General features: G+C 71.0%; 31 protein-coding genes and 1 riboswitch. Of the genes, 26 read left to right on the top strand and 5 right to left on the bottom strand.

Annotation, left to right across the window (positions count from 1 at the left end; all coding sequences use genetic code 11):
* The first annotated feature begins 2 nt into the window (after positions 1-2).
* The 17 genes from OG448_RS08510 to OG448_RS08430 all read left to right on the top strand — a co-directional run bounded on the left by OG448_RS08510 (position 3) and on the right by OG448_RS08430 (position 13,107).
* Complete coding sequence (locus OG448_RS08510) at positions 3-602, top strand: hypothetical protein (protein WP_030808564.1); 600 nt, start codon at positions 3-5, stop codon at positions 600-602.
* A gap of 274 nt (positions 603-876) precedes the next feature.
* A complete protein-coding gene (gene rpsP / locus OG448_RS08505) occupies positions 877-1,299 on the top strand; it encodes a 30S ribosomal protein S16 (RefSeq protein ID WP_031183689.1) in 423 nt (140 codons plus the stop codon).
* 5 nt (positions 1,300-1,304) lie between these two features.
* Positions 1,305-1,544 (top strand): RNA-binding protein, encoded by a 240-nt coding sequence (locus OG448_RS08500; protein WP_005479813.1) that lies wholly within the window; start codon positions 1,305-1,307, stop codon positions 1,542-1,544.
* Between the two features lie 83 nt (positions 1,545-1,627).
* Positions 1,628-2,224 (top strand): ribosome maturation factor RimM, encoded by a 597-nt coding sequence (gene rimM, locus OG448_RS08495; protein WP_405552489.1) that lies wholly within the window; start codon positions 1,628-1,630, stop codon positions 2,222-2,224.
* On the top strand, positions 2,221-3,054 hold the full coding sequence (trmD, locus tag OG448_RS08490) for a tRNA (guanosine(37)-N1)-methyltransferase TrmD (RefSeq protein WP_405552487.1): 834 nt from the start codon (positions 2,221-2,223) through the stop codon (positions 3,052-3,054). The genes rimM and trmD overlap by 4 nt, the downstream gene beginning before the upstream one ends.
* A 135-nt stretch (positions 3,055-3,189) precedes the next feature.
* The gene (rplS, locus tag OG448_RS08485; protein ID WP_030808575.1) at positions 3,190-3,540 is read left to right on the top strand and encodes a 50S ribosomal protein L19; all 351 of its coding nucleotides are present in this window, start codon (positions 3,190-3,192) and stop codon (positions 3,538-3,540) included.
* A gap of 45 nt (positions 3,541-3,585) precedes the next feature.
* Positions 3,586-4,278 (top strand): signal peptidase I, encoded by a 693-nt coding sequence (gene lepB / locus OG448_RS08480; RefSeq protein ID WP_405552485.1) that lies wholly within the window; start codon positions 3,586-3,588, stop codon positions 4,276-4,278.
* The gene (gene lepB, locus OG448_RS08475) at positions 4,271-5,380 is read left to right on the top strand and encodes a signal peptidase I (RefSeq protein ID WP_405552484.1); all 1,110 of its coding nucleotides are present in this window, start codon (positions 4,271-4,273) and stop codon (positions 5,378-5,380) included. The genes lepB (OG448_RS08480) and lepB (OG448_RS08475) overlap by 8 nt, the downstream gene beginning before the upstream one ends.
* A complete protein-coding gene (lepB, locus tag OG448_RS08470; RefSeq protein ID WP_405552482.1) occupies positions 5,346-6,254 on the top strand; it encodes a signal peptidase I in 909 nt (302 codons plus the stop codon). Before lepB (OG448_RS08475) ends, lepB (OG448_RS08470) begins: the two co-directional genes overlap by 35 nt.
* A 176-nt stretch (positions 6,255-6,430) precedes the next feature.
* Positions 6,431-7,174 (top strand): signal peptidase I, encoded by a 744-nt coding sequence (lepB, locus tag OG448_RS08465; protein ID WP_405552480.1) that lies wholly within the window; start codon positions 6,431-6,433, stop codon positions 7,172-7,174.
* Positions 7,164-7,670 carry an NUDIX hydrolase gene (locus OG448_RS08460; protein WP_405552478.1) on the top strand — a complete coding sequence of 169 codons (507 nt, stop codon included), beginning with the start codon at positions 7,164-7,166 and terminating at the stop codon, positions 7,668-7,670. Before lepB (OG448_RS08465) ends, OG448_RS08460 begins: the two co-directional genes overlap by 11 nt.
* 56 nt (positions 7,671-7,726) lie before the next feature.
* Positions 7,727-8,035: a DUF2469 domain-containing protein gene (locus tag OG448_RS08455; RefSeq protein WP_003993268.1), complete on the top strand. Its 309-nt coding sequence runs from the start codon at positions 7,727-7,729 to the stop codon at positions 8,033-8,035.
* 129 nt (positions 8,036-8,164) lie between these two features.
* Positions 8,165-8,530 (top strand): YraN family protein, encoded by a 366-nt coding sequence (locus tag OG448_RS08450; RefSeq protein WP_135784310.1) that lies wholly within the window; start codon positions 8,165-8,167, stop codon positions 8,528-8,530.
* Entirely contained in the window at positions 8,531-10,156 is a 1,626-nt protein-coding gene (locus tag OG448_RS08445; RefSeq protein ID WP_405552475.1) for a YifB family Mg chelatase-like AAA ATPase, read from the top strand.
* Positions 10,153-11,310 carry a DNA-processing protein DprA gene (dprA, locus tag OG448_RS08440; RefSeq protein WP_405552471.1) on the top strand — a complete coding sequence of 386 codons (1,158 nt, stop codon included), beginning with the start codon at positions 10,153-10,155 and terminating at the stop codon, positions 11,308-11,310. The genes OG448_RS08445 and dprA overlap by 4 nt, the downstream gene beginning before the upstream one ends.
* A 333-nt stretch (positions 11,311-11,643) precedes the next feature.
* Positions 11,644-12,486 (top strand): RNA polymerase sigma factor WhiG, encoded by an 843-nt coding sequence (gene whiG / locus OG448_RS08435; protein ID WP_405552469.1) that lies wholly within the window; start codon positions 11,644-11,646, stop codon positions 12,484-12,486.
* A 63-nt stretch (positions 12,487-12,549) separates the two neighbouring features.
* A complete protein-coding gene (locus OG448_RS08430; RefSeq protein WP_405558721.1) occupies positions 12,550-13,107 on the top strand; it encodes a TetR/AcrR family transcriptional regulator in 558 nt (185 codons plus the stop codon).
* An 83-nt stretch (positions 13,108-13,190) separates the two neighbouring features.
* Here the strand turns inward: OG448_RS08430 and OG448_RS08425 are convergent, their stop codons facing one another.
* Positions 13,191-13,706, bottom strand: a complete 516-nt coding sequence (locus OG448_RS08425) for a M23 family metallopeptidase (protein WP_405552467.1) — start codon at positions 13,704-13,706, stop codon at positions 13,191-13,193.
* Positions 13,707-13,977: 271 nt separating this feature from the next.
* Here OG448_RS08425 and rpsB point away from each other — a divergent pair, with 271 nt between their 5' ends.
* The 9 genes from rpsB to OG448_RS08380 all read left to right on the top strand — a co-directional run bounded on the left by rpsB (position 13,978) and on the right by OG448_RS08380 (position 23,827).
* Positions 13,978-14,904, top strand: coding sequence for a 30S ribosomal protein S2 (rpsB, locus tag OG448_RS08420; protein ID WP_405552466.1), 927 nt, complete (start codon positions 13,978-13,980; stop codon positions 14,902-14,904).
* A gap of 147 nt (positions 14,905-15,051) precedes the next feature.
* Positions 15,052-15,888: a translation elongation factor Ts gene (tsf, locus tag OG448_RS08415; RefSeq protein ID WP_030808611.1), complete on the top strand. Its 837-nt coding sequence runs from the start codon at positions 15,052-15,054 to the stop codon at positions 15,886-15,888.
* A 190-nt stretch (positions 15,889-16,078) separates the two neighbouring features.
* A complete protein-coding gene (gene pyrH / locus OG448_RS08410) occupies positions 16,079-16,837 on the top strand; it encodes a UMP kinase (protein WP_086694692.1) in 759 nt (252 codons plus the stop codon).
* Between the two features lie 179 nt (positions 16,838-17,016).
* Entirely contained in the window at positions 17,017-17,574 is a 558-nt protein-coding gene (gene frr / locus OG448_RS08405) for a ribosome recycling factor (protein WP_026248385.1), read from the top strand.
* Positions 17,574-18,614, top strand: coding sequence for a phosphatidate cytidylyltransferase (locus OG448_RS08400; RefSeq protein ID WP_405552463.1), 1,041 nt, complete (start codon positions 17,574-17,576; stop codon positions 18,612-18,614). Before frr ends, OG448_RS08400 begins: the two co-directional genes overlap by 1 nt.
* Before the next feature lie 129 nt (positions 18,615-18,743).
* Entirely contained in the window at positions 18,744-19,850 is a 1,107-nt protein-coding gene (gene rlmN, locus OG448_RS08395; protein ID WP_405552461.1) for a 23S rRNA (adenine(2503)-C(2))-methyltransferase RlmN, read from the top strand.
* 42 nt (positions 19,851-19,892) lie between these two features.
* Positions 19,893-20,000: riboswitch (TPP riboswitch) on the top strand.
* A gap of 79 nt (positions 20,001-20,079) precedes the next feature.
* Positions 20,080-21,153 carry a thiamine ABC transporter substrate binding subunit gene (locus OG448_RS08390; RefSeq protein ID WP_405552459.1) on the top strand — a complete coding sequence of 358 codons (1,074 nt, stop codon included), beginning with the start codon at positions 20,080-20,082 and terminating at the stop codon, positions 21,151-21,153.
* Positions 21,154-21,203: 50 nt separating this feature from the next.
* Entirely contained in the window at positions 21,204-22,805 is a 1,602-nt protein-coding gene (locus OG448_RS08385; protein ID WP_405552458.1) for an ABC transporter permease, read from the top strand.
* Positions 22,805-23,827 (top strand): ABC transporter ATP-binding protein, encoded by a 1,023-nt coding sequence (locus OG448_RS08380; RefSeq protein WP_405552456.1) that lies wholly within the window; start codon positions 22,805-22,807, stop codon positions 23,825-23,827. The genes OG448_RS08385 and OG448_RS08380 overlap by 1 nt, the downstream gene beginning before the upstream one ends.
* A 72-nt stretch (positions 23,828-23,899) precedes the next feature.
* On the opposite strand, the gene OG448_RS08375 is transcribed toward OG448_RS08380, so the two are convergent.
* The 4 genes from OG448_RS08375 to OG448_RS08360 all read right to left on the bottom strand — a co-directional run bounded on the left by OG448_RS08375 (position 23,900) and on the right by OG448_RS08360 (position 26,894).
* Positions 23,900-24,604: an LAETG motif-containing sortase-dependent surface protein gene (locus OG448_RS08375; protein WP_405552454.1), complete on the bottom strand. Its 705-nt coding sequence runs from the start codon at positions 24,602-24,604 to the stop codon at positions 23,900-23,902.
* 158 nt (positions 24,605-24,762) lie between these two features.
* Positions 24,763-25,890, bottom strand: a complete 1,128-nt coding sequence (locus tag OG448_RS08370; RefSeq protein ID WP_405552452.1) for an LOG family protein — start codon at positions 25,888-25,890, stop codon at positions 24,763-24,765.
* Positions 25,891-25,915: 25 nt separating this feature from the next.
* On the bottom strand, positions 25,916-26,476 hold the full coding sequence (locus tag OG448_RS08365; protein ID WP_405552450.1) for a chloramphenicol phosphotransferase CPT family protein: 561 nt from the start codon (positions 26,474-26,476) through the stop codon (positions 25,916-25,918).
* A gap of 10 nt (positions 26,477-26,486) precedes the next feature.
* Complete coding sequence (locus OG448_RS08360) at positions 26,487-26,894, bottom strand: VOC family protein (RefSeq protein ID WP_405552448.1); 408 nt, start codon at positions 26,892-26,894, stop codon at positions 26,487-26,489.
* Positions 26,895-26,960: the final 66 nt, after the last annotated feature.

Below are 26,960 nucleotides of genomic sequence, written 5' to 3'. Positions count from 1 at the left end.
ACGTGAGCACGACACAGACACCACCTGTTCTCGCCGCGGAGCTGGCGCAGGCGTGGGCCGACATTCAGCGGTACCACCCCGAGCTGCCCGACCTCGCCGCACCGGAATCACTGATCGGGGAGTCGTCGTCCGCGTGCGGGCACGAGCTCTCCTTCGAGCGGCTGCTGCACGAGGCGGTGCACGGCATCGCCGCGTCCCGAGGGGTGCGCGACACCTCCCGCGCCGGCCGCTACCACAACCGCCGTTTCCTCGCCGTCGCCGAGGAGCTGGGCCTGGACCATCCCGAGGAGCCGCATCCCAGCAGCGGTTTCTCGCTGGTCACGCTCAACCCCGAGGCCAAGCGGCGTTACCGTCCGACCATCGACCGGCTGCAGCGGGCGCTGAAGGCGCACACGGTGGCCACCTCCGCCGACACCTCGCGCACCTTCCGGGGCCCGGCCGCCCGGCACGGCTCCTCCGGGGGCGGGGTCCGGGTCAAGGCGGTCTGCGACTGCGGACGCAACGTCCGTGTGGTCCCCTCGGTCCTGGCGCAGGCGCCGATCATGTGCGGCGGCTGCGGCAAACCGTTCCGTATCCCGGAGGCGGTGGCAGCGGCGAGCTGACAAGACGGCTGCTCGTGGCAGCCGTACGGATCAGCTCCCCTCCGCCCGGCGGGCGGGCACAGGCGCGGCGCCGGGCGCCTCACAGGCATGCTCGCGATCGCCGACCGTGGCCCTTGGCGCCCCGCGGGGTGTGGCACAATGTCTAGCTGTACTCGACAGTCGCACAGGACCCCTCTCTCCTCCGGCTGACGCGTCCATCGGGCACTCGGGTACCGCAACCCCACGCGGCAACTCCGCCGTGCCCAACACGTCAATTCCAGGAGAACTCACTCCCGTGGCAGTCAAGATCAAGCTGAAGCGTCTGGGCAAGATCCGTTCGCCTCACTACCGCATCGTCGTCGCCGACTCCCGTACCCGCCGTGACGGCCGGGCCATCGAGGAGATCGGCAAGTACCACCCGACCTACAACCCGTCGGTCATGGAGGTGGACGCCGATCGCGTCGCCTACTGGCTGGGTGTCGGTGCGCAGCCGACCGAGCCGGTGCTCGCCATTCTGAAGAAGACCGGCGACTGGCAGAAGTTCAAGGGCGAGCCGGCCCCCGCGCCGCTGCTCGTGGCCGCGCCGAAGGCCGAGCGTCCGTCGTTCGAGGGCCTCGGCTCCGACGACGACAACAAGGGTGAGGCCATCACCCAGAAGAAGAAGGCTGAGAAGAAGGACGAGGCGGCCGCTGAGTCCGCCGAGTCGACCGAGGCCTGAGCAGCATGCTCGAAGAGGCGCTTGAGCACCTCGTGAAGGGCATCGTCGACAACCCCGACGATGTGCAGGTCGCCTCGCGCGACCTGCGCCGCGGGCGCGTGCTGGAGGTCAGGGTGCACCCCGACGACCTCGGTAAGGTGATCGGCCGCAACGGCCGCACCGCGCGTGCTCTGCGTACCGTCGTGGGCGCCATCGGCGGCCGCGGTGTCCGTGTCGACCTCGTCGACGTGGACCACGTCCGCTGACGCTTCAATAGCAACCGGCTCGGGCCGGGGAGGGCCACTGGGCCGTCCCCGGCCCGCAGTCGTATGACAGGAGATCTGTACTCGTGCAGTTGGTAGTCGCACGGATCGGCCGTGCTCATGGCATCAAGGGTGAGGTCACCGTCGAGGTGCGTACCGACGAGCCGGAGTCGCGGCTCGCGCCGGGCGCCGTCCTGGCCACCGACCCGGCGTCCGTCGGGCCGCTCACCATCGCCACCGGCCGCGTGCACAGCGGCCGTCTCCTCCTGCGCTTCGAGGGGGTCGCCGACCGCACCGGCGCCGAGGCGCTGCGCAACACGCTGCTGATCGCCGACGTCGATCCGGAGGAGATGCCGGAGGACGAGGACGAGTACTACGACCACCAGCTCATCGACCTCGACGTGGTCACCGAGGACGGCACGGAGGTGGGCCGGATCACCGAGATCTCCCACCTGCCCTCCCAGGACCTCTTCGTCGTGGAGCGCCCGGACGGCAGCGAGGTGCTGATCCCGTTCGTGGAGGAGATCGTCAGCGAGATCGACCTGGACGGGCAGAAGGCGGTCATCACGCCGCCGCCAGGCCTGATCGACGACCGGGCCGAGATCGCGTCGGCGCGGGACGAGGCTGCGGAGGCTTCCGCGCGGGACGAGGCTTCCGCGCGGGACGAGGACGAGGGCGCATGAGGCTCGACGTCGTCACGATCTTCCCGGAGTACCTGGAACCGCTGAACGTCTCCCTCGTCGGCAAGGCCCGCGCGCGCGGCCGGCTCGACGTGAACGTCCACGACCTGCGCTCCTGGACCTACGACCGGCACAACACGGTCGACGACACCCCCTACGGCGGCGGCCCCGGCATGGTCATGAAGACCGAGCCCTGGGGCGACGCCCTGGACACCGTGCTGGCCGACGGCTACGAGTCGGGCGCGCACAGCCCCGCGCTGATCGTGCCGACCCCGAGCGGCCGCCCCTTCACCCAGGAACTCGCCGTCGAACTGTCGGCCCGCCCCTGGCTGGTCTTCACCCCGGCCCGCTACGAGGGCATCGACCGCCGGGTCATGGACGAGTACGCGACCCGGATGCCGGTCTACGAGGTGTCCATCGGGGACTACGTCCTCGCGGGCGGCGAGGCGGCCGTCCTGGTCGTCACCGAGGCCGTGGCCCGGCTGCTGCCCGGCGTGCTCGGCAACGCCGAGTCGCACCGGGACGACTCCTTCGCCCCCGGCGCGATGGCCAACCTCCTGGAGGGGCCGGTCTACACCAAGCCGCCCGAGTGGCGGGGCCATGGCATCCCGGACGTGCTGCTCAGCGGCCACCACGGCAAGATCGCGCGCTGGCGGCGGGACGAGGCGATGCGCCGCACCACCGCCAACCGGCCCGACCTGATCGAGCGCTGCGACCCCGCGACGCTCGACAAGAAGGACCGGGAGATGCTCTCCATCCTGGGCTGGTCCCCGGACCCGGAGGGCCACTCGTCCGGGCGATTTTGGCGCAGGAGCGAGGGCGTGGAAGAATAGGCCGCTGTTGTGCGTCCGTCCGGCGTGCGCCCCTGCCACAGGGGGACACGACGCCCGTTCCGACCCGCACGGCAGACCTCTTCGAACATCTAGTTCCGTTGATGACCTGTGGCATCAGCGAAGAAAGCAGACGAAATGTCTCACCTGCTCGACACCGTCGACTCCGCGTCGCTGCGCACCGACGTCCCGGCCTTCCGCCCGGGTGACACCGTCAACGTGCACGTCCGCGTCATCGAGGGCAACCGCTCGCGTGTGCAGCAGTTCAAGGGCGTCGTGATCCGCCGCCAGGGTTCGGGCGTCCGCGAGACCTTCACGGTCCGCAAGGTCTCGTTCTCCGTCGGCGTGGAGCGTACCTTCCCGGTGCACACCCCGATCGTCGAGAAGATCGAGCTCGTCACCCGCGGTGACGTGCGCCGCGCCAAGCTGTACTACCTCCGTGAGCTGCGCGGCAAGGCCGCGAAGATCAAGGAGAAGCGCGACAACTGAGCGCCTGCCCGGAGTCGTGACGGGGCCGGATAGCATCTGGCCCCGATGGACACCGAAGCACAGCCCGCCGAACGCGACCGTTTCCGCCCACCCGGTACACCGGGTCCGCGGGGCCGGTCGCGTTTCGCGTTGGCCCCGCTCGCCGAGCGGGTGCCGGGCGGCCGGTTCACCCTGGCGCTCCTCACCTGCCTCGCCTTCCTGCTGCTCCTCGGCACGTTCGTGGTCCAGCCGTTCGAGATCCCGAGCGGTTCCATGGAGCCCGGATTGAGGGTCGGGGACCGCGTACTCGTAAACAAGTTGGCGTACCGTTTCGGTGCCCGTCCGAGCCGCGGTGACGTGGTGGTGTTCGACGGGACCGGCTACTTCGGGCACGCCGACTACATCAAGCGCGTTGCAGGGGTGGGAGGCGACCATGTGGTCTGCTGCGACAGGGAGGGGAGGATCGAGGTGAACGGCCGCCCGGTCGACGAGACGGGGTTCCTCCATCCGGGGAACAGCGCGTCCGACGTGCCCTTCGACGTGGTGGTGCCCGACGGCCGCCTCTTCCTGCTCGGTGACCACCGCGCCCGCTCCAGCGACTCCCGCGACCATCTCGGCTCGCCCGGCGGCGGCATGGTCCCGGTGGAGGACGTGGTGGGCCGCGCCGACTGGATCGTCTGGCCGTACGGCCACCGGACGCGCATCGAGCGCCCCGGCGCCTACGCGCACGTACCTGCCGCGGAGGCCGCGCATGGGTAACCGGGCAAGGCCGCGCGGGGTGTCCGGCGCGGCCGCCGACAGTCCGCTGCCCACCGGCGCCCGCCGGACCTCCCGGCCGAGCGCCGGCCGTTCGCGGGCGGAGCGGCGCAAGCTCCAGCGCAAGGTGAAGCGCAAACGCAGACGTTCGGCGGTACGGGAGATCCCGCTGCTGCTCGGGGTCGCGGTGCTGATAGCGCTGGTGCTGAAGACCTTTTTGGTGCAGGCGTTCGTGATCCCGTCCGGCTCGATGGAGCAGACGATCCGGATCGGGGACCGGGTGCTGGTCGACAAGTTCACCCCGTGGTTCGGCTCCAGGCCGGCCCGCGGTGACGTGGTGGTGTTCCACGATCCGGGCGGCTGGCTGACCGGCGAGGAGACGCCGAAGAAGAACGACCCGGTCGTGGTCAAGCAGGTGAAGGAAGGACTGACCTTCATCGGCCTGCTCCCCTCCGACAACGAGAAGGACCTGATCAAGCGGGTCATCGGGGTCGGCGGCGACCATGTGAAGTGCTGCGACGCCGAGGGCCGGGTCACGGTCAACGGCGTCCCGCTCACCGAGGGCGCCTACATCTACCCCGGCAACGCCCCCTCCGCGACCTCCTTCGACATCACGGTGCCCAAGGGCCGCCTGTGGGTGATGGGCGACCACCGGGGCAACTCCGCCGACTCCCGCTATCACCAGAACCTCCCGTACGGCGGGACCGTCTCCGAGGAGTCGGTCGTCGGCCGGGCGATGTTCATCGGCTGGCCCTTCGCGCACTGGACGCGCCTGGACGAACCTAAAACCTTCGCAAGCGTCACCGACGCGGCGTCCGGGGCGAGTGCGGCCCGTGCCCCGTCGCATAGGGTTGCCCCCTACGATCCGAACGGACTGACCCAGCTCCCGACCCCTGCGGAACTCCCGCTCGTTATGGGAGTGGTGGGCCTGCACCGTGCATGGGGCAGGCGGCGGCACAGAGTAAGGAGTTGGCGTGGGGGATGTGGCGGTTGGCGCACGGTCGGGGCACGACGGCGAGGAGCACCGCGGGCACCCCGTGGGGTCCGACGCCTCGGCCCCGGACGGCGCCGTGAACTCCGGGAACGGCTTCGCGGCGGCCGGTGACGGCACCCCGCCCGGCGGGCCCCCGCGAACCGACGAAGGCGGCGGTAGCGGCGGTGGTGCCGCGCGCCGGCCGGAGAAGCAGCGCTCGTTCTGGAAGGAACTGCCGATCCTCGTCGGCATCGCGCTGGTGCTGGCCCTGCTGATCAAGACGTTCCTGGTGCAGGCGTTCTCGATCCCGTCCGACTCGATGCAGAACACCCTCCAGCAGGGTGACCGCGTCCTGGTGGACAAGCTCACCCCCTGGTTCGGCTCCGAGCCCGAGCGCGGCGAGGTCGTCGTCTTCCACGACCCCGGCCAGTGGCTGGCGGGCGAGCCGACGCCGGAGCAGAACGCGGTGCAGAAGGCGCTGAGCTGGATCGGCCTGATGCCGTCCGCCGAGGAGAAGGACCTCATCAAGCGCGTGATCGGCGTCGGCGGCGACACGGTCGAGTGCGAGGGCAGCGCCCCGCTGAAGGTCAACGGCAAGGCGCTCGACGAGCCGTACGTCTACCCCGGCAACACGCCCTGCAGCGTGGACGACCAGGGCGGCCAGTTCAAGGTCAAGGTGCCCAAGGGCTACATCTGGGTGATGGGCGACCACCGCCAGAACTCGCGGGACTCGCGGTACAACCAGACCGACGAGAACCACGGCATGGTGCCGGTCAAGGACGTCGTCGGACGCGCGATCGTGAAGGCGTGGCCCATCAACCGCTGGGGCACCCTGCCGATCCCGGACACCTTCGACCAGCCGGGCCTGGACAAGCAGAGCTCCGCCGCCGCTTCGCTGCCGTACGCGCCGGGCGCCGGTGCGGTCGCGCTCGTGGTGCCGGTGGCGGTGTGGCGTCGCCGTAAGGCCGCTCGTCCCGCTGCCGCCGAGGCCGCGCGCGAGGCGTGAGCTTGCGGGGCACCCAGATGTGACCCAGGGGCACTGCCGAGGGCGGTGTTTCCCGGAGACCCGGTGAAGAACCGGTCACCGGGGGACACCGCCCTCGCGGCTTTCCGGCCCGGTGTGCTACCAAAGGCGGATCGTGACAGGCCGGGCGACCCCGGCGGAGGGGACCGGGAGACGACATGGCAAGTGCCCAAGGCGCGGAGTCCAAGGGCGGCCTCGGCGGAAAGCTGTCGGGCGTGGCGGTGGCCGTCGGCCTGCTGCTCTTCCTGGCCGGCTTCGGCTGGGCCGCGGTGACCTACCGGCCCTACACCGTGCCGACCAGCTCGATGACCCCGACCATCGACGCCGGGGACCGGGTGCTGGCCCAGCGGGTCGACGGCGCGGACGTGCGCCGGGGTGACGTGGTGGTGTTCAGCGACAAGACCTGGGTGACCGGTGCCGACGTGGTCAAGCGGGTGGTCGCGGTCGGCGGGGACACCGTCGCCTGCTGCACCGACGGCAAGCTCAGCGTCAACGGCAAGCCGGTCGACGAGCCCTACCTGCCCAAGGGCACCCCGGCCGAGGTCAAGGGCTTTCCGACGGTGACCGTGCCCAAGGGCCGCCTCTTCCTGCTCGGCGACGAGCGCCAGGGCTCGCTGGACTCCACCGCCCACCTCACCGACGCCGCCGAGGGCACGGTGAGCCGGAGCGCGGTGGCCGCCCGCGTGGACTCCGTGGTCTGGCCGATGCGGGGCATGCTGACCCGGCCGACCGGGTTCGAGGCGCTGGGCACGCTGTCGGAGCCGGGTCCGCTGCCGCTGATCGAGGTGATGATCGTCGCCGGTGCGGTGCTGGTCCTGGGCGGCGCCGCCTACGGTCCCGTCGCGGCGCGCGTGGGCCGTTCCCGCGCCCGGAGCAGCGCGGAGCCGGTCCATGCCGGCTGAGGACACCTGTGCGGGCGGTCTGCGCAAGGTCGCCCGCGTGGTGCTGCTCGACCCCGCGGACCGCGTCCTGTTGCTGCACGGCCACGAGCCGGACGACCCGGCCGACGACTGGTGGTTCACCCCCGGCGGCGGTGTGGAGGGCGCCGAAACCCGCGAGCAGGCCGCGCTCAGGGAGCTGGTCGAGGAGACCGGTATCACCGAGGTCGAACTGGGCCCGGTGCTGTGGCGCCGTCGGTGCTCCTTCCCGTTCGCCGGGCGCCGCTGGGACCAGGACGAGTGGTACTACCTGGCCCGTACGACACAGACGGTGACGGCCGCTCTCGGGCTGACCGAGCTGGAGCGGCGCAGTGTGTCGGGAGCGCGCTGGTGGACGTGTCGGGAACTCGAGCAGGCGCATGAGACGGTGTATCCGACCAGGCTCGCCGGGCTGCTGCGCACGCTGCTCGACGAGGGTCCCCCGGCCACGCCCGTGACCCTCGACACGGAAATCGTCTGAGGGTTCGGCGGACTGGCGCACAATGGGGGGATCGCACGGCTGAAGGGGAAGCTGCCATGAGCGCCGAGGACCTCGAGAAGTACGAGACCGAGATGGAGCTGAAGCTCTACCGGGAGTACCGAGACGTCGTCGGTCTGTTCAAATACGTGATCGAGACGGAACGGCGCTTCTACCTCACCAACGACTACGAGATGCAGGTGCACTCGGTCCAGGGTGAGGTGTTCTTCGAGGTGTCGATGGCCGACGCCTGGGTGTGGGACATGTACCGCCCGGCGCGGTTCGTCAAGCAGGTCCGGGTGTTGACGTTCAAGGACGTGAACATCGAGGAGCTGAACAAGAGCGATCTGGAGTTGCCGAGCGGGTGATCTCCGCTGGTGAGCCGGGCGTAGATCACCTGTTCGGGTGGCGGGGATATCCACAACTGAGGCTCCGTCCACCATGATCCACTTCTTTCGGCGTGCCCCGTCACGGTGGGTGCCGGAGGTGGTGCCGACATGAACAAGGCACGCAGTGGACTGGGCAGGTACGGCGAGGATCTGGCCGCGCGGCGGCTGACCGAGGCCGGGATGAGCATCCTGGAGCGCAACTGGCGCTGCGGACGCTCCGGTGAGATCGACATCGTGGCGCGGGACGGCGGCACGCTGGTCGTCTGCGAGGTGAAGACCCGGCGGGGCGGGGAGTTCCAGCACCCGATGGCCGCCGTCACGCCCGAGAAGGCACGACGGCTGCTGGACCTGGCCGAACGATGGGTGCATACGCACGGCGGAGCACCGCCGGGAGGGGTCCGGGTCGATCTGGTCGGGGTGCTGTTGCCCCGGCGCGGGGCGCCCGCCGTGGAGCATGCGCGGGGGGTGGCCTGAATGGGATTCGCCCGCACCTGCTCGGTGGCCCTGGTCGGTGTCGAGGGTGTCCTCGTCGAGGTCCAGGCCGACCTCGAGCCCGGAGTGGCCGCCTTCACCCTGGTGGGGCTGCCCGACAAGAGTCTTTCGGAGAGCCGGGACCGGGTCCGGGCCGCCGTGGTCAACTCCGGCGGCGAGTGGCCGCAGAAGAAGCTCACCGTGGGACTGAGCCCCGCCTCGGTGCCCAAGGGCGGCTCGGGATTCGATCTCGCCGTGGCGAGCGCCGTACTCGGCGCGGCCGAGCGTATCGACCCCAGGGTGCTCGCCGACATCGTGATGATCGGCGAACTCGGGCTGGACGGCCGGGTCCGGCCGGTCCGGGGCATCCTGCCCGCCGTACTGGCCGCCGCCGACGCCGGGTACACCCAGGTCGTCGTCCCGGAGTGCGCCGCGGCCGAGGCCGCGCTGGTGCCCGGAGTGTCCGTGCTCGGCGTACGCAGTCTGCGCCAGCTCATCGCCGTCCTCGCCGACGAACCGGTGCCCGAGGAGGAGCCGGACGCCCCCGGTCGCCCCGATCCGCTCCTCGCCGGGCTCCGGATGCCCGGTACGGGCTCGGCCACCGGCATCCACAGCGCCGGAGCGGCCCAGCACGACCAGGGCCATGACCTGGCCGACGTGGTGGGCCAGACCTCGGCACGCACGGCGGTGGAAGTGGCCGCGGCCGGCGGTCACCACCTCTTCCTCGAAGGGCCACCGGGCGCGGGGAAGACGATGCTCGCCGAACGGCTCCCCGCCGTACTGCCCCGGCTGACCCGGCAGGACTCCCTGGAGGTCACCGCCGTGCACTCGGTGGCCGGGCTGCTGCCACCGGGCAAGCCGCTCATCGACGTGGCGCCCTACTGCGCCCCGCACCACTCGGCCACCATGCAGTCGCTGGTCGGCGGCGGCCCCGGCATCGGCCGGCCCGGCGCCGTCTCCCTGGCCCACCGGGGCGTGCTCTTCCTGGACGAGGCGCCCGAGTTCCACAGCCAGACGCTGGACGCGCTGCGACAGCCGCTGGAGTCCGGGCACGTGGTGATCGCGCGGAGTACGGGCGTGGTGCGCTTCCCGGCGCGGTTCCTGATGGTGCTCGCGGCCAACCCCTGCCCGTGCGGGCGTTTCTCGCAGCGCGACTCCCTGTGCGACTGTCCGCCCTCCGCGATCCGGCGCTACCACTCCCGTCTCTCCGGCCCGCTGCTGGACCGGGTGGACCTGCGGGTCGAGGTCGATCCGGTGACCCGCGCCCAGTTGACCGCCCCCGGTGCGCGCGGCGAGTCCACCGCGACCGTGGCCGACCGGGTGCGGGAAGCCCGGCAGCGGGCGGCGGCCCGCCTTGCCGGGACCTCGTGGGGCACCAACAGCGAGGTGCCCGGCCGGGAACTGCGCAGCCGCTTCCACGCCGTCGCGGGCGCGATGGACGAGGCCGAGCGCAATCTGGAGCGGGGCGTGCTCACCGCTCGCGGCATCGACCGGGTGCTGCGGGTCGCGTGGACCGTCGCCGACCTGGTTGGACACGACCGTCCGGACGCCGGGGACGTGGCCCTCGCCCTGCAACTGCGCACCGGCGTCCCCCGTGGCGTCCCCATGGCCATCGGGGCCCTGGCATGACGGCGGACCGTGCGGAGGAGGAGCGGACCGGGCGGGTGTTCCTCACCCGCGTGATCGAGCCCGGCGACGACGTCGGCGGACGGTGGCTGCGGCTCTTCGGGGTGCCGGAGGTGGTGCGGAGGCTGCGGGAGGGCGGTGCGCCCCTGCCGGGGGTGAGCGGCTCCCGCTGGCGCGGGCTGCTGGCGCGGGCGGAGCGCGCCGAGCCGGAGGCGGACCTGGCGGCCGCGCGGGAGGCCGGGGCGCGCTTCGTGTGTCCGGGGGACGCCGAGTGGCCCGCCCAGCTCGACGACCTGGGCGACGGGCGCCCGGTGGGCCTGTGGGTGCGCGGCCGGCCGGGGCTGCGGATGTGGGCCCTGCGGTCCGTCGCCATCGTGGGGGCCCGTGCCTGCACCGAGTACGGCGCCCATGTGGCCGCCACCCTCGCCGCCGGGCTGGCCGAACAGGGCTGGGTGGTCGTCTCCGGCGGGGCGTACGGGGTCGACGGAGCCGCGCACCGGGGCGCCCTCGCGGCCGACGGGGCCACCGTCGCCGTGCTGGCCTCGGGAGTGGACCAGGCCTATCCGCGCGGACACGCCGCACTGATCGACCGGATCGCGCAACAAGGTCTCGTCATCGGGGAGTTGCCGCCCGGTGATCATCCGACGCCCAGCCGTTTCATCGTCCGCAACCGGGTGATCGCCGCGCTCACCCGGGGCACGGTCGTCGTGGAGGCCGCCTGCCGCAGTGGTTCCCTCGCCACGGCCCGCGCCGCCCAGCGGCTCGGCAGATTCACCATGGGCGTGCCCGGGCCCGTGACCAGCGGGCGCTCCGCAGGGGTGCACGAGCTGCTGCGCGGGGAGGCGGTGCTCGTCACCGACGCGGCGGATGTCGTCGAACTCGTCGGCGGGATCGGCGAACTGGCCCCGCCCCGGCGCGGCCCGGTGCTCCCGCGCGACCTGCTCGACCCCGACGCGGCCACCGTCCTCGCCGCCCTGTCCGCCGCCCGCCCGGCCGGACCCGAGGAGATCGCCCGCGAGGCACGCACCACCCGTCAGGAGGCGGTCGCCCGGCTGTACGAGCTTCGAGCGCTTGGCTATGTCGAACGACACGACGACGGCTGGAAGTTGACACGCCAGGCGGTGCTCCCGGTCCGGAAAGACCCGCACCCGCTCTGACCGAGGGTGTTCGGCCGTCCGGGGGAATCCTCTACGCCCTTGGGATTTACCGGAGTTGACGCCCGTAACCGGTCACGCTGAGCGAACCGGGTGAAGCGGGGCAGCGGGGTCGCACAGGGGTGCGCGCACGGGTGGTGCCCCGTTGTTCGCACACCGCGACTCCTCAGTCACGCTACGCTCACGAAAGCTCGGGCACGGACGGGCCGGCCCGGCCCGCACCCACCTGCGCGGCCCGCGCCCCCGACGACCCGCGTGTCCAGCACCTACCCCGCATCCCCCACACACGGCACGGCAGTTCACGGCACTTCACGGCAGAACGGCACTAGGCGACGAATGCCCCAGCACACCTCCGGCTCCGACCGGGCGGCGGCCCCCCCAGCCGCCCGCGACGGCGGCAGCGTGCGGCCGCCCGCTCCCTCGACGCTCGACGAGCTGTGGCGGTCGTACAAGGCGACGGGGGACGAGCGCCTCCGGGAGCAGCTCATCCTGCACTACTCGCCGCTCGTGAAGTACGTGGCGGGCCGGGTGAGCGTCGGGCTGCCGCCCAACGTGGAGCAGGCCGACTTCGTCTCCTCCGGGGTGTTCGGGCTGATCGACGCGATCGAGAAGTTCGACATCGAGCGCGAGATCAAGTTCGAGACGTACGCGATCACCCGGATTCGCGGCGCCATGATCGACGAACTGCGGGCGCTGGACTGGATTCCCCGTTCGGTCCGGCAGAAGGCGCGCAACTACGAACGGGCCTACGCCACGCTGGAGGCGAAGCTGCGGCGGACCCCGAGCGAGCAGGAGGTCGCCACCGAGCTGGGCGTCGAGGTGGAGGAGCTGCACGCGGTCTTCAGCCAGTTGTCCCTGGCCAACGTGGTCGCCCTGGAGGAACTGCTGCACGTCGGCGGCGAGGGCGGCGGCCGGCTCAGCCTCATGGACACCCTGGAGGACACCGCCGCCGACAACCCCGTCGAAGTGGCCGAGGACCGGGAGCTGCGCCGCTTCCTGGCGCGGGCCATCAACACCCTGCCCGACCGCGAGAAGACCGTGGTCACGCTCTACTACTACGAGGGGCTGACCCTCGCCGAGATCGGCAACGTCCTCGGCGTCACCGAGAGCCGGGTCAGCCAGATCCACACCAAGTCGGTGCTCCAGCTCCGGGCCAAGCTGGCGAGCTTCGGACGCTGACTCCTGCCGCGTTTCGCGGCCGGTCCGTAAAGTGGGTGCGTGCCAAGGATTCGAGCGGCCTCCGTGGCCGAGCACCGGTCGATGCAGCGAGCCGCCCTGCTGGACGCGGCCCGGACCCTGCTGTCCGAGGGCGGGACGGACGCGCTGACCTTCCCCGCGCTCGCGGAGCGCACCGGACTTGCCAGGTCGTCGGTGTACGAGTACTTCCGCTCGCGCGCCGCCGTGGTCGAGGAGCTGTGCGAGGTCGACTTCCCCGTCTGGGCGGCGGAGGTCGAAACCGCGATGGCGGACGCGCCCACCGCCGAGGACAAGGTCGAGGCGTATGTGCGCCGCCAGCTCGCCCTGGTCGGGGACCGGCGGCACCGGGCCGTCGTGGCGATCTCCGCGAGCGAACTCGACTCCGGTGCGCGGGACAAGATCCGCGCCGCGCACGGCGGGCTCGTGGCGATGATCGTCGAGGCGCTGGCCGGCCTGGGCCACGAGGAACCCCGGCTCGCCGCGATGCTGCTCCAGGGCGTCGTCGACGCGGCCGTGCGCCGTATCGAACTCGGTGCGGCCGAGCACCCCGAGGTGATCACCGAGGCCGCGGTCGCCATGGCGCTGCGCGGCGTCCGGGGCTGAGCGTCCGGGGCTGAGACCGCTCAACCGGACGGCACCGGAACCCCCAGCACCGGCAGCAGCCGGGACGGACCACGGCCGAGCAGTCAAGGCGGCAGCAGGTCCAGCGGGTTCAGATAGGTCTCGCCGTCCAGCAGCCCCCAGTGCACGCACGCCTCCGGGCAGTGCGACCCGGTGCCCTCCACCGTCCCCACCACCTCCCCGGCACCCACCTCCGTACCCTCCTTGATCTCGGTGCGCACCGGCTCGTACGTCGTCCGCAGCGACGTACCCCCCAGTGCCACCGCGACCACGCCCCGGCCCGCCACCCGCCCCGCGTACGACACCCGGCCTGCCGCCACCGCCCGCACCGGGGCACCCGGCGCCGCCGCCAGGTCCACGCCCCGGTGCCCGGCGGCGTACACGGTGGCGGGTGGCTCCCAGCCCCGCAGCACCGCCGGACGCGTCCCCACCGGCCAGGTCCGGGCCAGCGCGGGCACCCGCTCACCAGGCGGTTTCTCCGGAGGCGGCGGGTCCGCCCACGCCAGGGGCGTGAGCACCGCGAAGGTCAACAGCAGTGGCGGGATCGCCCAGTTCGTCACGTATCGCACCAGTGGTCGCATGCGAGAACCCTGTCGTTCGACGGCCGATCTTGGCGGGATCTGTGGACAACCTGCCGGTTGTGGACAGCGGCGTCACCCGGTGCCCTGGCCGTCCCGTACACTTCTTCTGGCGATCCGGGTCACCGGGTCGACTTCGCACGCCCCGGTACGAAGCCCGTCACAGGGTTCGTACAAGCGCCCCTCGGTCCTTCGCGGCACGGCGCACCGCGGGCGTCAGGCGCGACCGCCGTCCGGCGGACGCGGCACAACCGAGAAACTCAAGGAGATGGCCATGGCCGTCGTCACGATGCGGGAGCTGCTGGAGAGCGGCGTCCACTTCGGTCACCAGACCCGTCGCTGGAACCCGAAGATGAAGCGCTTCATCTTCACCGAGCGCAACGGCATCTACATCATCGACCTGCTCCAGTCGCTGTCGTACATCGACCGCGCCTACGAGTTCGTCAAGGAGACCGTCGCCCACGGCGGCACGGTCATGTTCGTCGGCACGAAGAAGCAGGCGCAGGAGGCCATCGCCGAGCAGGCCACCCGCGTCGGCATGCCCTACGTCAACCAGCGCTGGCTGGGCGGCATGCTCACCAACTTCTCGACCGTCTACAAGCGTCTGCAGCGCCTCAAGGAGCTCGAGCAGATCGACTTCGAGGACGTCGCCGCCTCCGGTCTGACCAAGAAGGAGCTGCTGGTCCTCTCCCGCGAGAAGGCCAAGCTCGAGAAGACCCTCGGTGGTATCCGCGAGATGTCCAAGGTGCCCAGCGCCGTCTGGATCGTGGACACCAAGAAGGAGCACATCGCGGTCGGCGAGGCCCGGAAGCTCAACATCCCGGTCGTCGCCATCCTCGACACCAACTGCGACCCCGACGAGGTCGACTACAAGATCCCGGGCAACGACGACGCGATCCGCTCCGTCACCCTGCTCACCCGCGTGATCGCCGACGCCGTCGCCGAGGGCCTCATCTCCCGCTCGCGCGTCGCCACCGGTGACAAGGGCGAGAAGGCCGCGGCCGAGCCGCTGGCCGAGTGGGAGCGCGACCTGCTCGAGGGCGAGAAGAAGGCCGACGAGGCTGCCGAGGCCGTCGAGATCGCCGCCGAGTCGCCGGCCCCCGACGCCCCGGTCTCCGAGGCCGTCGAGGAGGCTGCCGCCGAGGTCGAGACCCCCGCGGCTGCCGCCGAGGTCGAGGCCCCCAAGGCCGAGCAGGCCTGACACCGGCGCTGACGGTGGGGGCGGCACGAACCCCGCCCCCGCCCGTCATCCGTAGCCCGACACGACGCCCGCGACCCGGCCACCGGCCGGTCGCGGGCCCGTGCGGATCTCCGATCTCCCAAGACTTCCAGAAAGACTCACAGACTCATGGCGAACTACACCGCCGCCGACGTCAAGAAGCTCCGTGAGCTCACCGGCGCCGGCATGATGGACTGCAAGAAGGCGCTGGACGAGGCCGAGGGCAACGTCGAGAAGGCCGTCGAGGCGCTGCGCATCAAGGGCCAGAAGGGCGTCGCCAAGCGTGAGGGCCGCTCCGCCGAGAACGGCGCCGTGGTCTCCATCATCGCCGACGACAACTCCGAGGGTGTCCTCGTCGAGCTGAAGTGCGAGACGGACTTCGTCGCCAAGGGTGACAAGTTCCAGGCCGTGGCCAACGCCATCGCCGAGCACGTCGCCAAGACCTCGCCGGCCGACATCGAGGCGCTCCTCGCCTCCGAGATCGAGCCCGGCAAGACCGTCCAGGCGTTCGTGGACGAGGCCAACGCCAACCTCGGCGAGAAGATCGTCCTGGACCGCTTCGCGCAGTTCACCGACGGTTACGTCACCGCGTACATGCACCGCACGATGCCCGACCTGCCCCCGCAGATCGGTGTCCTCGTCGAGCTGGACAAGCCCAACGCCGAGGTCGCCAAGGGCATCGCCCAGCACATCGCCGCGTTCGCGCCGAAGTACCTCTCCAAGGAGGACGTGCCGGCCGAGGTCGTCGAGTCCGAGCGTCGCATCGCCGAGGAGACCACCCGCGCCGAGGGCAAGCCCGAGGCCGCGATCGCCAAGATCGTCGAGGGTCGTCTCAACGGCTTCTTCAAGGACGCCACGGTGCTCGGCCAGCCGTACGCCCTGGACAACAAGAAGTCGGTCCAGAAGGTGCTGGACGAGGCCGGTGTCACCCTGAAGCGCTTCTCGCGCATCAAGGTCGGCATCTGAGTCCGTACCGCGATCGACGCGTGACCCCGATAGGGTCGACAGCAGTCGTCCGCGCAGACCGCCGTCCGCGGCTGTGCGGCGGACGGCAGCAGATCTGACGAGGAGGCCATTGCCGCGCAAGGGAGCGAGAAGCGACCCACCGGCAATGGCCTTCTTCGTATGTGCAACACGTGAAAGAGGCGGGATCTCCATGACCACCAAGGCCCAGAAGAGCGACGACGGCAAAGTGCGCGGCCGGTTTCTGCTGAAGCTGTCCGGAGAGGCCTTCTCCGGCGGTGGTGGCCTCGGCGTCGACCCGGACGTGGTGCACAAGATCGCCCGCGAGATCGCCGCCGTCGTGCGTGACGGCGCCGAGATCGCAGTCGTGATCGGCGGCGGCAACTTCTTCCGCGGCGCCGAGCTGCAGCAGCGCGGCATGGACCGGGCCCGCTCCGACTACATGGGCATGCTCGGCACCGTGATGAACTGCCTCGCCCTCCAGGACTTCCTGGAGAAGGAGGGCATCGACAGCCGCGTGCAGACCGCCATCACCATGGGCCAGGTCGCCGAGCCGTACATCCCGCTGCGCGCCATCCGGCACCTGGAGAAGGGCCGCGTGGTCATCTTCGGTGCCGGGATGGGCATGCCGTACTTCTCCACCGACACCACCGCCGCCCAGCGCGCCCTGGAGATCGACGCCGAGGCGCTGCTCATGGGCAAGAACGGTGTGGACGGGGTCTACGACGCCGACCCCAAGACCAACCCCGACGCCGTCAAGTTCGACGCGCTCGGCTACGGCGAGGTCATCACCCGCGACCTCAAGGTCGCCGACGCCACCGCCGTCACCCTGTGCCGCGACAACAGCCTGCCGATCCTCGTGTTCGAGCTGCTGGCCGAGGGCAATATCGCGCGGGCCGTCAAGGGTGAGAAGATCGGCACGCTCGTGGGTGACGAGGGCAGCCGGGACTGACCGGCGACCCCGCCCCACCGGCGCGACCCGTCCGGGGCAAGGACGGGACGCGCCCCGGCCGGGGGATGGACAATGTCCTGCCGGTCGGGAACCGTGCAGGAAGCAGACGCGACGCAGCCGGCTCGCCGCCCGATCGGGCACCGCGGCCGGGCCTTACTCAAGACACGCAGGAGCAAGTGGTGATCGAAGAGACCCTCCTCGAAGCCGAGGAGAAGATGGAGAAGGCCGTCGTGGTCGCCAAGGAGGACTTCGCCGCGATCCGCACCGGCCGTGCGCACCCCGCGATGTTCAACAAGATCGTGGCGGACTACTACGGTGCCCCGACGCCGATCAACCAGCTCGCCTCGTTCTCCGTGCCGGAGCCGCGCATGGCCGTGGTGACCCCGTTCGACAAGAGCGCGCTGCGCAACATCGAGCAGGCGATCCGTGACTCCGACCTGGGCGTCAACCCCAGCAACGACGGCAACATCATCCGTGTGGTGTTCCCCGAGCTGACCGAGGAGCGCCGCCGCGACTACATCAAGGTCGCCAAGCACAAGGCCGAGGACGCCAAGGTCTCGATCCGTTCCGTGCGCCGCAAGGCCAAGGACGCCATCGACAAGCTGATCAAGGACGGCGAGGTCGGCGAGGACGAGGGCCGCCGCGCCGAGAAGGAGCTCGACGACCTGACCGCCAAGTACGTGGCGCAGGTGGACGAGCTCCTCAAGCACAAGGAAGCGGAGCTGCTCGAAGTCTGATGAGCGACTCTTCCTGGGGGGCGCCGCCGCAGGCGGGGCAGGCCGGGTACTGGGGGCCCACCGCGGGTGGGCCTGTCCAGGGGGCTGTCACGGCGGGTCCCGCTTACGATGCGCCCGAGGCGCAGCAGACTCGCCCCATGCCCAGCGTGCCCGACGTACCCGCGTATGGCGGAGACCAGGACGACGACCCGATGCCTGACGCCCCTCAGCCGGTGCCCGTGCCGAAGAAGACCGCGGGCCGCGACCTGAGCGCGGCCATAGGCGTCGGCGTGGGGCTCGGCGTGGTGATCATCGCCTCGCTCTTCGTCGTCAAGGCCGTCTTCGTCGGTGTGGTCGCCGTCGCGGTGGTCGTCGGTCTGTGGGAGCTGACCAGCAGGCTCCAGGAGCGCAAGGGGATCAGGGCACCCCTGGTGCCGCTCGCGGTGGGCGGTGCGGCCATGGTGGTCGCCGGGTACGCGCGCGGCGCCGAGGGTGCCTGGGTCGCCATGGCGCTCACCGCGCTGGCCGTCCTGGTCTGGCGGATGACCCAGCCGCCGGAGGGCTACCTCAAGGACGTCACGGCCGGCGTCTTCGCCGCGTTCTACGTGCCGTTCCTGGCGACCTTCGTGGCGATGATGCTCACCGCCGAGGACGGGGCCTGGCGGGTGCTGACGTTCCTGGTCCTCACCGTGGTCAGCGACACCGGCGCGTACGCGGTCGGCTGGCGCTTCGGCAAGCACAAGCTCGCTCCGCGCATCAGCCCCGGCAAGACCCGCGAGGGCCTGCTGGGCGCGGTCGCCTTCGCCATGGTCGCCGGCGCGCTGTGCATGCAGTTCCTCATCGACGACGGCGCCTGGTGGCAGGGCCTGGTCCTCGGCCTCGCGGTCGCGTGCAGCGCCACGCTGGGCGACCTCGGCGAGTCCATGATCAAGCGCGACCTCGGCATCAAGGACATGGGCACCCTCCTCCCCGGCCACGGAGGAATCATGGACCGCCTGGACTCCCTGCTGCCGACGGCCCCGGTGGTGTGGCTGCTGCTGGTGGCGTTCGTGGGGTCCTGAGCACTCCGGTCTCGGATAGGCCCCGTTCTGCGATGGCAGGGCGGGGCCTATTTCCGTTGGGGGCCCTGCGGGGGCCGTGGTGGGCGGTGGCCCGGGCCACCCAAGTCGATCTGAGACACTGGTACCACCATGCCCAAGCCCGGAGAACTCACTTTCGTCGCCCCCCGCGGAGCCAAGAAGCCGCCGCGGCATCTCGCCGACCTTTCGCCCGCGGAGCGGAAGGACGCTGTCGCGGAGGCGGGGGAGAAGCCGTTTCGTGCCAAGCAGCTTTCGCAGCACTACTTCGCGCGGTACGCGCACGACCCCGAGCAGTGGACGGACATCCCGGCCGGCTCGCGGGAGAGGCTGCGGGAGGCGCTGTTCCCGGAGCTGATGTCGGTGGTCCGGCATCTGGCCACGGACCAGGGCACCACCCGTAAGACGCTGTGGCGGCTGTTCGACGGCACGCTCGTGGAGTCGGTGCTGATGCGGTACCCGGACCGGGTCACCATGTGCATCAGCAGCCAGGCCGGGTGCGGGATGAACTGCCCGTTCTGCGCGACCGGGCAGGCGGGCCTGGACCGGAACCTGTCCACCGCCGAGATCGTGCACCAGATCGTGGACGGCATGCGCGCGCTCAGGGACGGGGAAGTACCCGGCGGCCCCGCCCGGCTCTCCAACATCGTGTTCATGGGCATGGGCGAGCCGCTCGCCAACTACAAGCGAGTGGTGGGGGCCATCAGGGCGCTCACCGACCCCGCCCCCGACGGCCTCGGCCTGTCCCAGCGCGGCATCACCGTGTCGACGGTCGGCCTCGTCCCCGCCATCCACCGCTTCGCCGACGAGGGCTTCAAGTGCCGGCTGGCGATCTCCCTGCACGCCCCCGACGACGAGCTGCGCGACACCCTCGTCCCCGTGAACACGCGGTGGAAGGTGCGTGAGGTGCTGGACGCCGGGTTCGAGTACGCGGAGAAGTCGGGCCGCCGGCTGTCCATCGAGTATGCCCTGATCCGGGACATCAACGACCAGGCGTGGCGCGGTGACCGGCTCGGCCGGATGCTCAAGGGCAGGCCCGTGCACGTCAACCTGATCCCGCTCAACCCCACCCCCGGCTCCAAGTGGACCGCCTCCCGTCCCGAGGACGAGAAGGCGTTCGTGCAGGCCATCGCCGCGCACGGCGTGCCGGTGACCGTCCGGGACACCCGCGGTCAGGAGATCGACGGGGCGTGTGGCCAGCTCGCGGCCACCGAGCGGTAACCTGGGCCGGTCAGTACAACGTCATACCAGTCATACATCTGCATATTCCGACAGGGGAGCGCCACAGCGCTGAGAGTGCGGCAACCAGGCCGCAGACCCTCTGAACCTCGCCCAGGTCATTCTGGGTAGGAAGTTCGGTCATCACTCAAGCTGTTGCGCCCTGCCCGGCCTCCCACGCGGAGTCCGGGCAGGGCCGCGTCTCTTCCTGGCCCACCCAGGAGGACCACCAGTGCACACCAAGACCTTCGTGGCCGCGGCGGTCGGCCTCGGCCTGCTCACGCTCTCCGCGTGCGGGTCCACCGACACCAAGGGGAGCGCGGACACCAAGACCGTGACCCTCGTCAGCCACGACTCGTGGGCCGCGTCCAAGAGCGTGATCGCGGACTTCGAGAAGCAGTCCGGCTACAAGGTGCGCGTCCTCAAGGACGGCGACGCCGGGCAGGCCGTCAACAAGGCGGTCCTCACCAAGGACAACCCCCAGGGCGACGTCTTCTTCGGCGTCGACAACACCCTGCTCTCCCGCGCCCTCGACAACGGCCTCTTCCAGCCGTACGCCGCCAAGGGCCTCGGCCAGGTCGACCCCGCCTTCCAGCTCGACGGGGACAGGCACCGCGTCACCCCGGTCGACCACGGCGACATCTGCGTCAACTACGACAAGGCGTACTTCACCGAGCACAAGCTGAAGCCGCCGCGCACCTTCGCCGACCTCGCGGACCCGAAGTACAAGAACCTCCTGGTCACCGAGAACGCGGCCACCTCCTCGCCCGGCCTCGGCTTCCTGCTCGGCAGCGCCGCGAGTTACGGCGACAAGGGCTGGGAGGGGTACTGGAAGAAGCTGAAGGCCAACGGCGTCAAGGTTGTCGACGGCTGGGAGCAGGCGTACTACCAGGAGTTCTCCGGCTCGTCGGAGGGCAAGAAGGCGGGCGGTGACCGGCCGCTCGTCGTGTCGTACGCCTCCTCGCCGCCTGCCGAGGTGATCTATGCCAAGAAGAAGCCGTCGACCGCCCCGACCGGCGTGGCGGACGGCACCTGCTTCCGCCAGGTCGAGTTCGCCGGCCTGCTGAACCACGCCAAGAACCCCGCGGGCGGCAAGGCGTTCCTCGACTTCCTGCTGTCGAAGCAGTTCCAGCAGGACATGCCGCTGAACATGTTCGTGTACCCGGTGATCAAGGACGCGAAGGTCCCCGCCGAGTTCACGAAGTACGGTCCCGCCGTCAAGGACCCGCAGACCATGGCGCCCGAGAAGATCGCCGCCAACCGCGACCAGTGGGTCAGCTCGTGGACGTCGCTCGTACTGAAGTAGCCGAAGCGGCCGGACGGCGAAGCCGCGGGAGCGCGGCGCGGCTGGGGCTCATGGCCCTGCCCGTCGCGTTCTTCGCGCTGTTCTTCGCCTGGCCCGTCGCCGCGATCACCGCGCGCGGGCTCAAGGCCGACGGCACCTGGCACCTCGGGCGGTTCGCCGAGGTGCTGGGCCGCTCCGACATCCGGCACGTGCTGTGGTTCACCACCTGGCAGGCGCTCGCCTCCACCGCGCTCACCCTGCTGATCGCGCTGCCCGCCGCCTGGGTCTTCGCCCGGCTGGAGTTCCCCGGCAAACAGGTGCTGCGGGCCGTGGTCACCGTGCCGTTCGTGCTGCCCACGGTGGTCGTCGGCACCGCGTTCCTCGCCCTGGTCGGCCACGGCGGACTGCTGGACGAGCTCTGGGGCGTCCGCCTGGACACCACGGTGTGGGCGATCCTGCTGGCGCACGTCTTCTTCAACTACGCCGTCGTCGTCCGCACCGTCGGCGGGCTCTGGGGACAGCTCGACCCCCGGCAGGAGGAGGCCGCCCGGATGCTCGGCGCCTCCCCGCTGCGCGCCTGGCGCCAGGTGACCCTCCCCGCGCTGGCCCCCGCCGTGGCCGCCGCCGCGCTGATGGTCTTCCTGTTCACCTTCACCTCCTTCGGCGTGGTCCAGATCCTCGGCGGCCCCACCTTCTCCACCCTGGAGGTGGAGATCTACCGCCAGACCTCCGAGGTCTTCGACCTGACCACGGCCGCCGTCCTCACCCTGGTGCAGTTCGCCGCGGTCGGCGCGATCCTCGCCGTGCACGCCTGGACGGTACGGCGCCGGGAGACCGCGCTGCGCCTGGTCGACGCCTCCGTCACCGCCCGCCGTCCGCGCGGCGCCGGCCAGTGGGCGCTGCTCGGCGGGGTGCTGGCCACCGTCGCGGTGCTGCTGGTGCTGCCGCTCGGCGTGCTGGTGCGCCGCTCGCTGGACGCGCCGGGCTTCGCCTACTACCGGGCGCTGTCCGACGCCGACGGCGGTACGTTCCTGGTGGCGCCGCTGCACGCGGTGTGGACCTCGCTGGAGTACGCGGTCGCCGCCACCGGTATCGCCCTGGTGGTCGGCGCCCTGGCCGCCGCCGCGCTGGCCCGCCGGGACGCGGGCCGGCTGATGCGCGGGTTCGACGCGCTGCTGATGCTGCCGCTCGGCGTCTCCGCCGTGACGGTCGGCTTCGGCTTCCTGATCGCGCTGGACGAGCCGCCGCTGGACCTGCGCCAGTCCTGGTTCCTGGTCCCGCTCGCCCAGGCGCTGGTCGGCGCGCCTTTCGTCGTACGGACCATGCTGCCGGTGCTGCGGGCGGTGGACACCCGGCTCCGGGAGGCGGCGGCCGTGCTCGGTGCCTCGCCCTGGCGGGTGTGGCGGGAGGTCGATCTTCCGCTGGTGCGGCGGGCGTTGCTGATCGCGGCGGGGTTCGCGTTCGCGGTGTCGCTCGGTGAGTTCGGGGCGACCGTGTTCATCGCCCGGCCCGACAACCCCACGCTGCCGGTCGCGGTGGCCCGGCTGCTGAGCCGGCCGGGGGAGCTGAACTACGGCCAGGCGATGGCCCTTTCCACGATTCTCATGGTGGTCTGCGCGGCCGCGCTGCTCGTACTGGAGCGGCTGCGCACCGACCGGACGGGGGAGTTCTGATGCTGCTGAGCCTCGAGGAGGCGACCGTCCGTCTCGGCGGGCGGCCGGTGCTCGACACGGTGGACCTGGGTGTCGCCGAGCATGAGGTGGTGTGCGTGCTCGGGCCCAGCGGCAGCGGCAAGTCGACCCTGCTGCGGAGCGTGGCCGGACTCCAACCCCTGGACGGCGGACGGGTGTTGCTCGACGGCCGCGACCAGGCTGGTGTGCCCGCGCACCGGCGCGGGGTCGGCCTGATGTTCCAGGACCACCAGCTCTTCCCGCAGCGGGACGTGGGCGGCAACGTCGCCTTCGGGCTCCGTATGCACGGCATGCCGAAGAGTCAACGGGATGTTCAGGTAACGGAGTTGCTGGAGCTGGTCGGGCTGCCCGGCGCGGCCCGGCGGGCGGTGGCCGGGCTGTCGGGCGGTGAGCAGCAGCGGGTGGCCCTGGCGCGGGCGCTCGCGCCCCGGCCGAGGCTGCTGATGCTGGACGAGCCGCTCGGGCAGTTGGACCGCTCGCTGCGGGAGCGGCTGGTGGTCGAACTCCGTGAACTCTTCAGCCGGTTGGGCACCACCGTGCTCGCTGTCACCCACGACCAGGGCGAGGCGTTCGCGTTGGCCGACCGGGTGGTGGTGATGCGGGACGGGCGGATCGCGCAGTCCGGGACCCCGCTGGAGGTGTGGCGCAGGCCGGCCGACGCCTTCGTGGCCCGGTTCCTCGGCTTCGAGAACGTGGTCCCGGCGAGCGTGACCGGGACGGCCGCCGACACTCCCTGGGGCAAGCTGCCCGTGCCCGAGGGGTCACCGCAGGGCGCCGTGGAGCTGCTGGTGCGGCCCGCCGGGGTGCGGCTGGTGGCCGCCGGTGAGGGCCTGGCCTGCACGGTGACCGCCCGCACCTTCAAGGGCACCCATGTGGCGCTCCGGCTCCAGCCCCAGGACGGAGGCCCGCACCTGGAGGCGGCCTGTCCGCTGCGCGAGGCACGGGAGACCGGCGCCGAGACCGGGGTGGAGTTCGACGCGGCGGAGACCGTCGTCCTCGGCTGACGCGCGAAAAGACAGCGGCCCGCCCCCGTGCGTGACGGGGACGGGCCGGATGTCGGTACGGCGGGCGGAGCGTCAGCTACCGCTCTTCGCGCCACGGCGGCGCATGCCGAAGTACACCGCGCCACCGCCGACGACGACGAGGGCACCGGCGACACCGGCGATCAGACCGGTGTTGGAGTTCGCACCGGTCTCGGCGAGGTTGGAGTCACCGATCGCCGCGGAGGGGGCGTTGCTCGGCGCCTCGGACACCGGGGCGGCGGCGCTGCTGCTCTCGCTCGCGGACGGGGTGGCGCTGTCCTCGGCCGGCGTGGACGCGGACGGGGTCGGCGCCGGGGACTCGGAGGCGGGCGGCGTGGGGGAGGGGGACTCCTCCTTCTTGCACGCGGTCGCCGGAGCCGTCAGGTTGGGCTCGATGTTCTTGTTGTCGATGAAGCGGGGCACGTTGACGTTGATGCGGTAGACCGCACCGGGCGCCCAGTCCTCGTCGAAGACGATCGTGGCACCCTCCTTGGTGCCCGTCACGACCTGCTCGCCGATCTTCTTCTCGTCGGCGCCGTTGTTCTCCAGGAACACCGAGACGGTGGCCTTCTGGCCGGAGAAGTCGCGGTCGGTGACGGTGATCTGGCCCTTCTCACCCTTGCACGTGGCCTCGGCCTTGAACTCGCTGATGTTGCACGCGAGAGCCTGACCGGAGACACCCAGGACCAGGGCGGCCGACGCGGAGGCCAGGCCCAGGATGCGCACGGAGCGGCGCGCGTTACGGCGGGATATGGACAAGTCATGTCCTTTGCTGAGTGCAGAACTGCGGGGGGGCAGAGGGGAGTTGGAGCGGCGGACGGAGCGGAGCCCCAGCCTCCCCACAAGACACACAGGTTTATAAGCGCGCCATAAGCATGTCAATGCGTAGGCGGCCAACGGGCGTTGACTTTACCTTCTTATTGCTCGGCGAGACGTTTCAACGCGTCGGAAGCCAGCTCGATCCGGCCAACCAGGGCGATACGGGACTCCATCGGCCGTTCCCGTGCCAACGCCCGCAGCAGTGGCCAGGTGGGGAGCTTCCTGGTCCAGTGCTCCTCGTCCACCAGCACCATGGGCGTCGGATTGCCGCGCGAGCCGTAGTAGTTGGGGGTGGCGTTGTCGAAGATCTCCTGTACGGTCCCGGCCGCGCCCGGCAGGAACACCACCCCGGCGTTGGAGCGGGCCAGCAGGCCGTCCTCGCGCGTGGCGTTGGCGAAGTACTTGCCGAGGTGGGAGGCGAACGCGTTGGGCGGCTCGTGGCCGTAGAACCAGGTCGGGATGCCCACCGACTCAGCCCCGTCCGGCCAGCGTTCCCGTACCTCGAAGGCGGCCCGCGCCCAGTCCGTCACGGACGGGGTGAACGAGGGTGCCTTGGCCAGAATCCGCAGGGCCTCGGTCAGCATCCCGTCCTCGAACGGCGCCGCGTACGCACCGAGGTTGGCCGCCTCCATCGCGCCCGGACCACCCCCGGTCGCCACCGTGAAGCCCGCACGGGCCAGTTCGCGGCCGAGCCGGGCCGCACCCGCGTACTCCTCGGTGCCGCGGGCCATCGCGTGGCCGCCCATGACGCCCACCACCCGAGCGCCGGTGAGGAGTTCGTCCAGCGCGTCGGAGACGGAGTCGTCGTGGACCGCGCGCAGCATCGACGCGAGGATGTCGCCGTCGGACTTGGTCCGCTGGAACCACTCGTAGGCCAGTGCGTCCGGTGTCGCCTCGTACCCGTCCGCCAGTGACGCGAACAACTCCTCGGGGGTGTAGACGAAGCCGCGGTACGGGTCGAAGGGCAGGCCCGGCACCGGCGGGAACACCAGGGCACCACGGGCGGTGAGGTGCGCGGCCGCGCCGGTGTGCATGGGGCACCCGAGGAAGACGGCACCCTCGGTGTCCAGCCTCAGCAGGTCTTCCGTACGGCCGGTCAGGTCGACGGCCTGCACCCGGAACCGCGCTAGCGTCCCCTGCGCGGCGACGACGGCGTCGAACTCCGCCAGCGACTCGATCTCATGGTCCGGGGCGACCTCTTCGGGCCGGGCGGGTATCGGAGACATCCGCACATGCTAGTGCGGCCCCGCTTCACCCCTCGATGGAGTACCGGGCCCGAAGGCGGCTGAAGGCGGTCGGGGTCGGCCGGTGGGGGAGGAAGTCCCTGATGCGTTCGGCGCAGGCGCGCGGGGACGCGGTGCCGGTGTCGCACTCCAGGTCGTAGTCGCCGTGGGCGTGGACGAGGTCGTACTGCAGGGCGGCGAGGCCCGCCTCCCGGTCGCCGCGTGCCCGCTCGCGCCGCTCCAGCTCCGGCAGTGGGCAGTGGACGCCGACGAAGAGGACGTCCTCGGGTCGCAGCACGGTCAGGCAGTCCGTCAGCCGCCACGGCTCGCTGAGCACGTGGTCCACCACGAGGTCGTTGCCCACCGCGGCCATGGCCGCGACCGAGCGGTGGAAGCCGAGGCGGGTCCGGCGCAGCGCCGCGTCGAACTCCTCCCGCGAAAGCTCCTGTTGAGCGCGCATCGCGTTGAAGGCGTCCACCGAGAGGTGGGAGTACACGCCGTCGTCCAGGAGGCCGAGCAGCTCGCGCGCGATGCTCGACTTCCCGGAACTCGACGTGCCGTTGAGGAAGATGATCCGGCCGGGTGTCATGCGGGCATGCTCACCCCTGGACGGCGGCGGGGTCCATCCACATGACCTCCCAGGTGTGGCCGTCGAGGTCGTCGAAGGCGCGGCCGTACATGAAGCCGTGGTCCTGGGTCTCGCCGTGCGAGGTGCCGCCCGCCGCGATGGCCTTCTCCACCAGCTCGTCCACCTTCTCGCGGCTCTCCGCGCTCAGACAGAGCAGGGTCTCGCTGGAGGTGCGGGAGTCCACGATCTTCTTCTGGGTGAACTGGGCGTAGTGCGCGGGCGCCAGGAACATCGCCACGATCGTGTCGCTGATCACCACGCTGACCACTTCGTCCGTACTGAACTGCTCGTTGATGCCGTACCCCAGGTCGCTGTAGAACTTCCGGGTGGCGGGCACGTCGGCGGTGACCAGGTTCACGAAGATCATCTGCTGGTACATGGGTTCTCCCCTGCGATAAGTGCGCGAGCCGCTTTCGCCGGTATAGACGACGGGCCGCCAAAGAAC

Origin of the sequence: Streptomyces sp. NBC_01171 (assembly GCF_045039805.1) — a bacterium.
Taxonomy (GTDB): Bacteria; Actinomycetota; Actinomycetes; order Streptomycetales; family Streptomycetaceae; genus Streptomyces.
The sequence above is the reverse complement of the archived record's forward strand: the minus strand, read 5'-3'. Positions and strand labels throughout refer to the sequence as shown.

Coding starts and splice junctions, on each gene's coding strand:
- OG448_RS08500 (WP_005479813.1), top strand. CDS start 1,305: ATGCTCGAAGAGGCGCTTGAGCACCTCGTGAAGGGCATCGTCGACAAC.
- trmD (WP_405552487.1), top strand. CDS start 2,221: ATGAGGCTCGACGTCGTCACGATCTTCCCGGAGTACCTGGAACCGCTG.
- rplS (WP_030808575.1), top strand. CDS start 3,190: ATGTCTCACCTGCTCGACACCGTCGACTCCGCGTCGCTGCGCACCGAC.
- lepB (WP_405552485.1), top strand. CDS start 3,586: ATGGACACCGAAGCACAGCCCGCCGAACGCGACCGTTTCCGCCCACCC.
- lepB (WP_405552484.1), top strand. CDS start 4,271: ATGGGTAACCGGGCAAGGCCGCGCGGGGTGTCCGGCGCGGCCGCCGAC.
- lepB (WP_405552480.1), top strand. CDS start 6,431: ATGGCAAGTGCCCAAGGCGCGGAGTCCAAGGGCGGCCTCGGCGGAAAG.
- OG448_RS08460 (WP_405552478.1), top strand. CDS start 7,164: ATGCCGGCTGAGGACACCTGTGCGGGCGGTCTGCGCAAGGTCGCCCGC.
- OG448_RS08455 (WP_003993268.1), top strand. CDS start 7,727: ATGAGCGCCGAGGACCTCGAGAAGTACGAGACCGAGATGGAGCTGAAG.
- OG448_RS08450 (WP_135784310.1), top strand. CDS start 8,165: ATGAACAAGGCACGCAGTGGACTGGGCAGGTACGGCGAGGATCTGGCC.
- OG448_RS08445 (WP_405552475.1), top strand. CDS start 8,531: ATGGGATTCGCCCGCACCTGCTCGGTGGCCCTGGTCGGTGTCGAGGGT.
- dprA (WP_405552471.1), top strand. CDS start 10,153: ATGACGGCGGACCGTGCGGAGGAGGAGCGGACCGGGCGGGTGTTCCTC.
- whiG (WP_405552469.1), top strand. CDS start 11,644: ATGCCCCAGCACACCTCCGGCTCCGACCGGGCGGCGGCCCCCCCAGCC.
- OG448_RS08425 (WP_405552467.1), bottom strand. CDS start 13,706: ATGCGACCACTGGTGCGATACGTGACGAACTGGGCGATCCCGCCACTG.
- rpsB (WP_405552466.1), top strand. CDS start 13,978: ATGGCCGTCGTCACGATGCGGGAGCTGCTGGAGAGCGGCGTCCACTTC.
- tsf (WP_030808611.1), top strand. CDS start 15,052: ATGGCGAACTACACCGCCGCCGACGTCAAGAAGCTCCGTGAGCTCACC.
- pyrH (WP_086694692.1), top strand. CDS start 16,079: ATGACCACCAAGGCCCAGAAGAGCGACGACGGCAAAGTGCGCGGCCGG.
- OG448_RS08400 (WP_405552463.1), top strand. CDS start 17,574: ATGAGCGACTCTTCCTGGGGGGCGCCGCCGCAGGCGGGGCAGGCCGGG.
- rlmN (WP_405552461.1), top strand. CDS start 18,744: ATGCCCAAGCCCGGAGAACTCACTTTCGTCGCCCCCCGCGGAGCCAAG.
- OG448_RS08385 (WP_405552458.1), top strand. CDS start 21,204: ATGGCCCTGCCCGTCGCGTTCTTCGCGCTGTTCTTCGCCTGGCCCGTC.
- OG448_RS08380 (WP_405552456.1), top strand. CDS start 22,805: ATGCTGCTGAGCCTCGAGGAGGCGACCGTCCGTCTCGGCGGGCGGCCG.
- OG448_RS08370 (WP_405552452.1), bottom strand. CDS start 25,890: ATGTCTCCGATACCCGCCCGGCCCGAAGAGGTCGCCCCGGACCATGAG.
- OG448_RS08365 (WP_405552450.1), bottom strand. CDS start 26,476: ATGACACCCGGCCGGATCATCTTCCTCAACGGCACGTCGAGTTCCGGG.
- OG448_RS08360 (WP_405552448.1), bottom strand. CDS start 26,894: ATGTACCAGCAGATGATCTTCGTGAACCTGGTCACCGCCGACGTGCCC.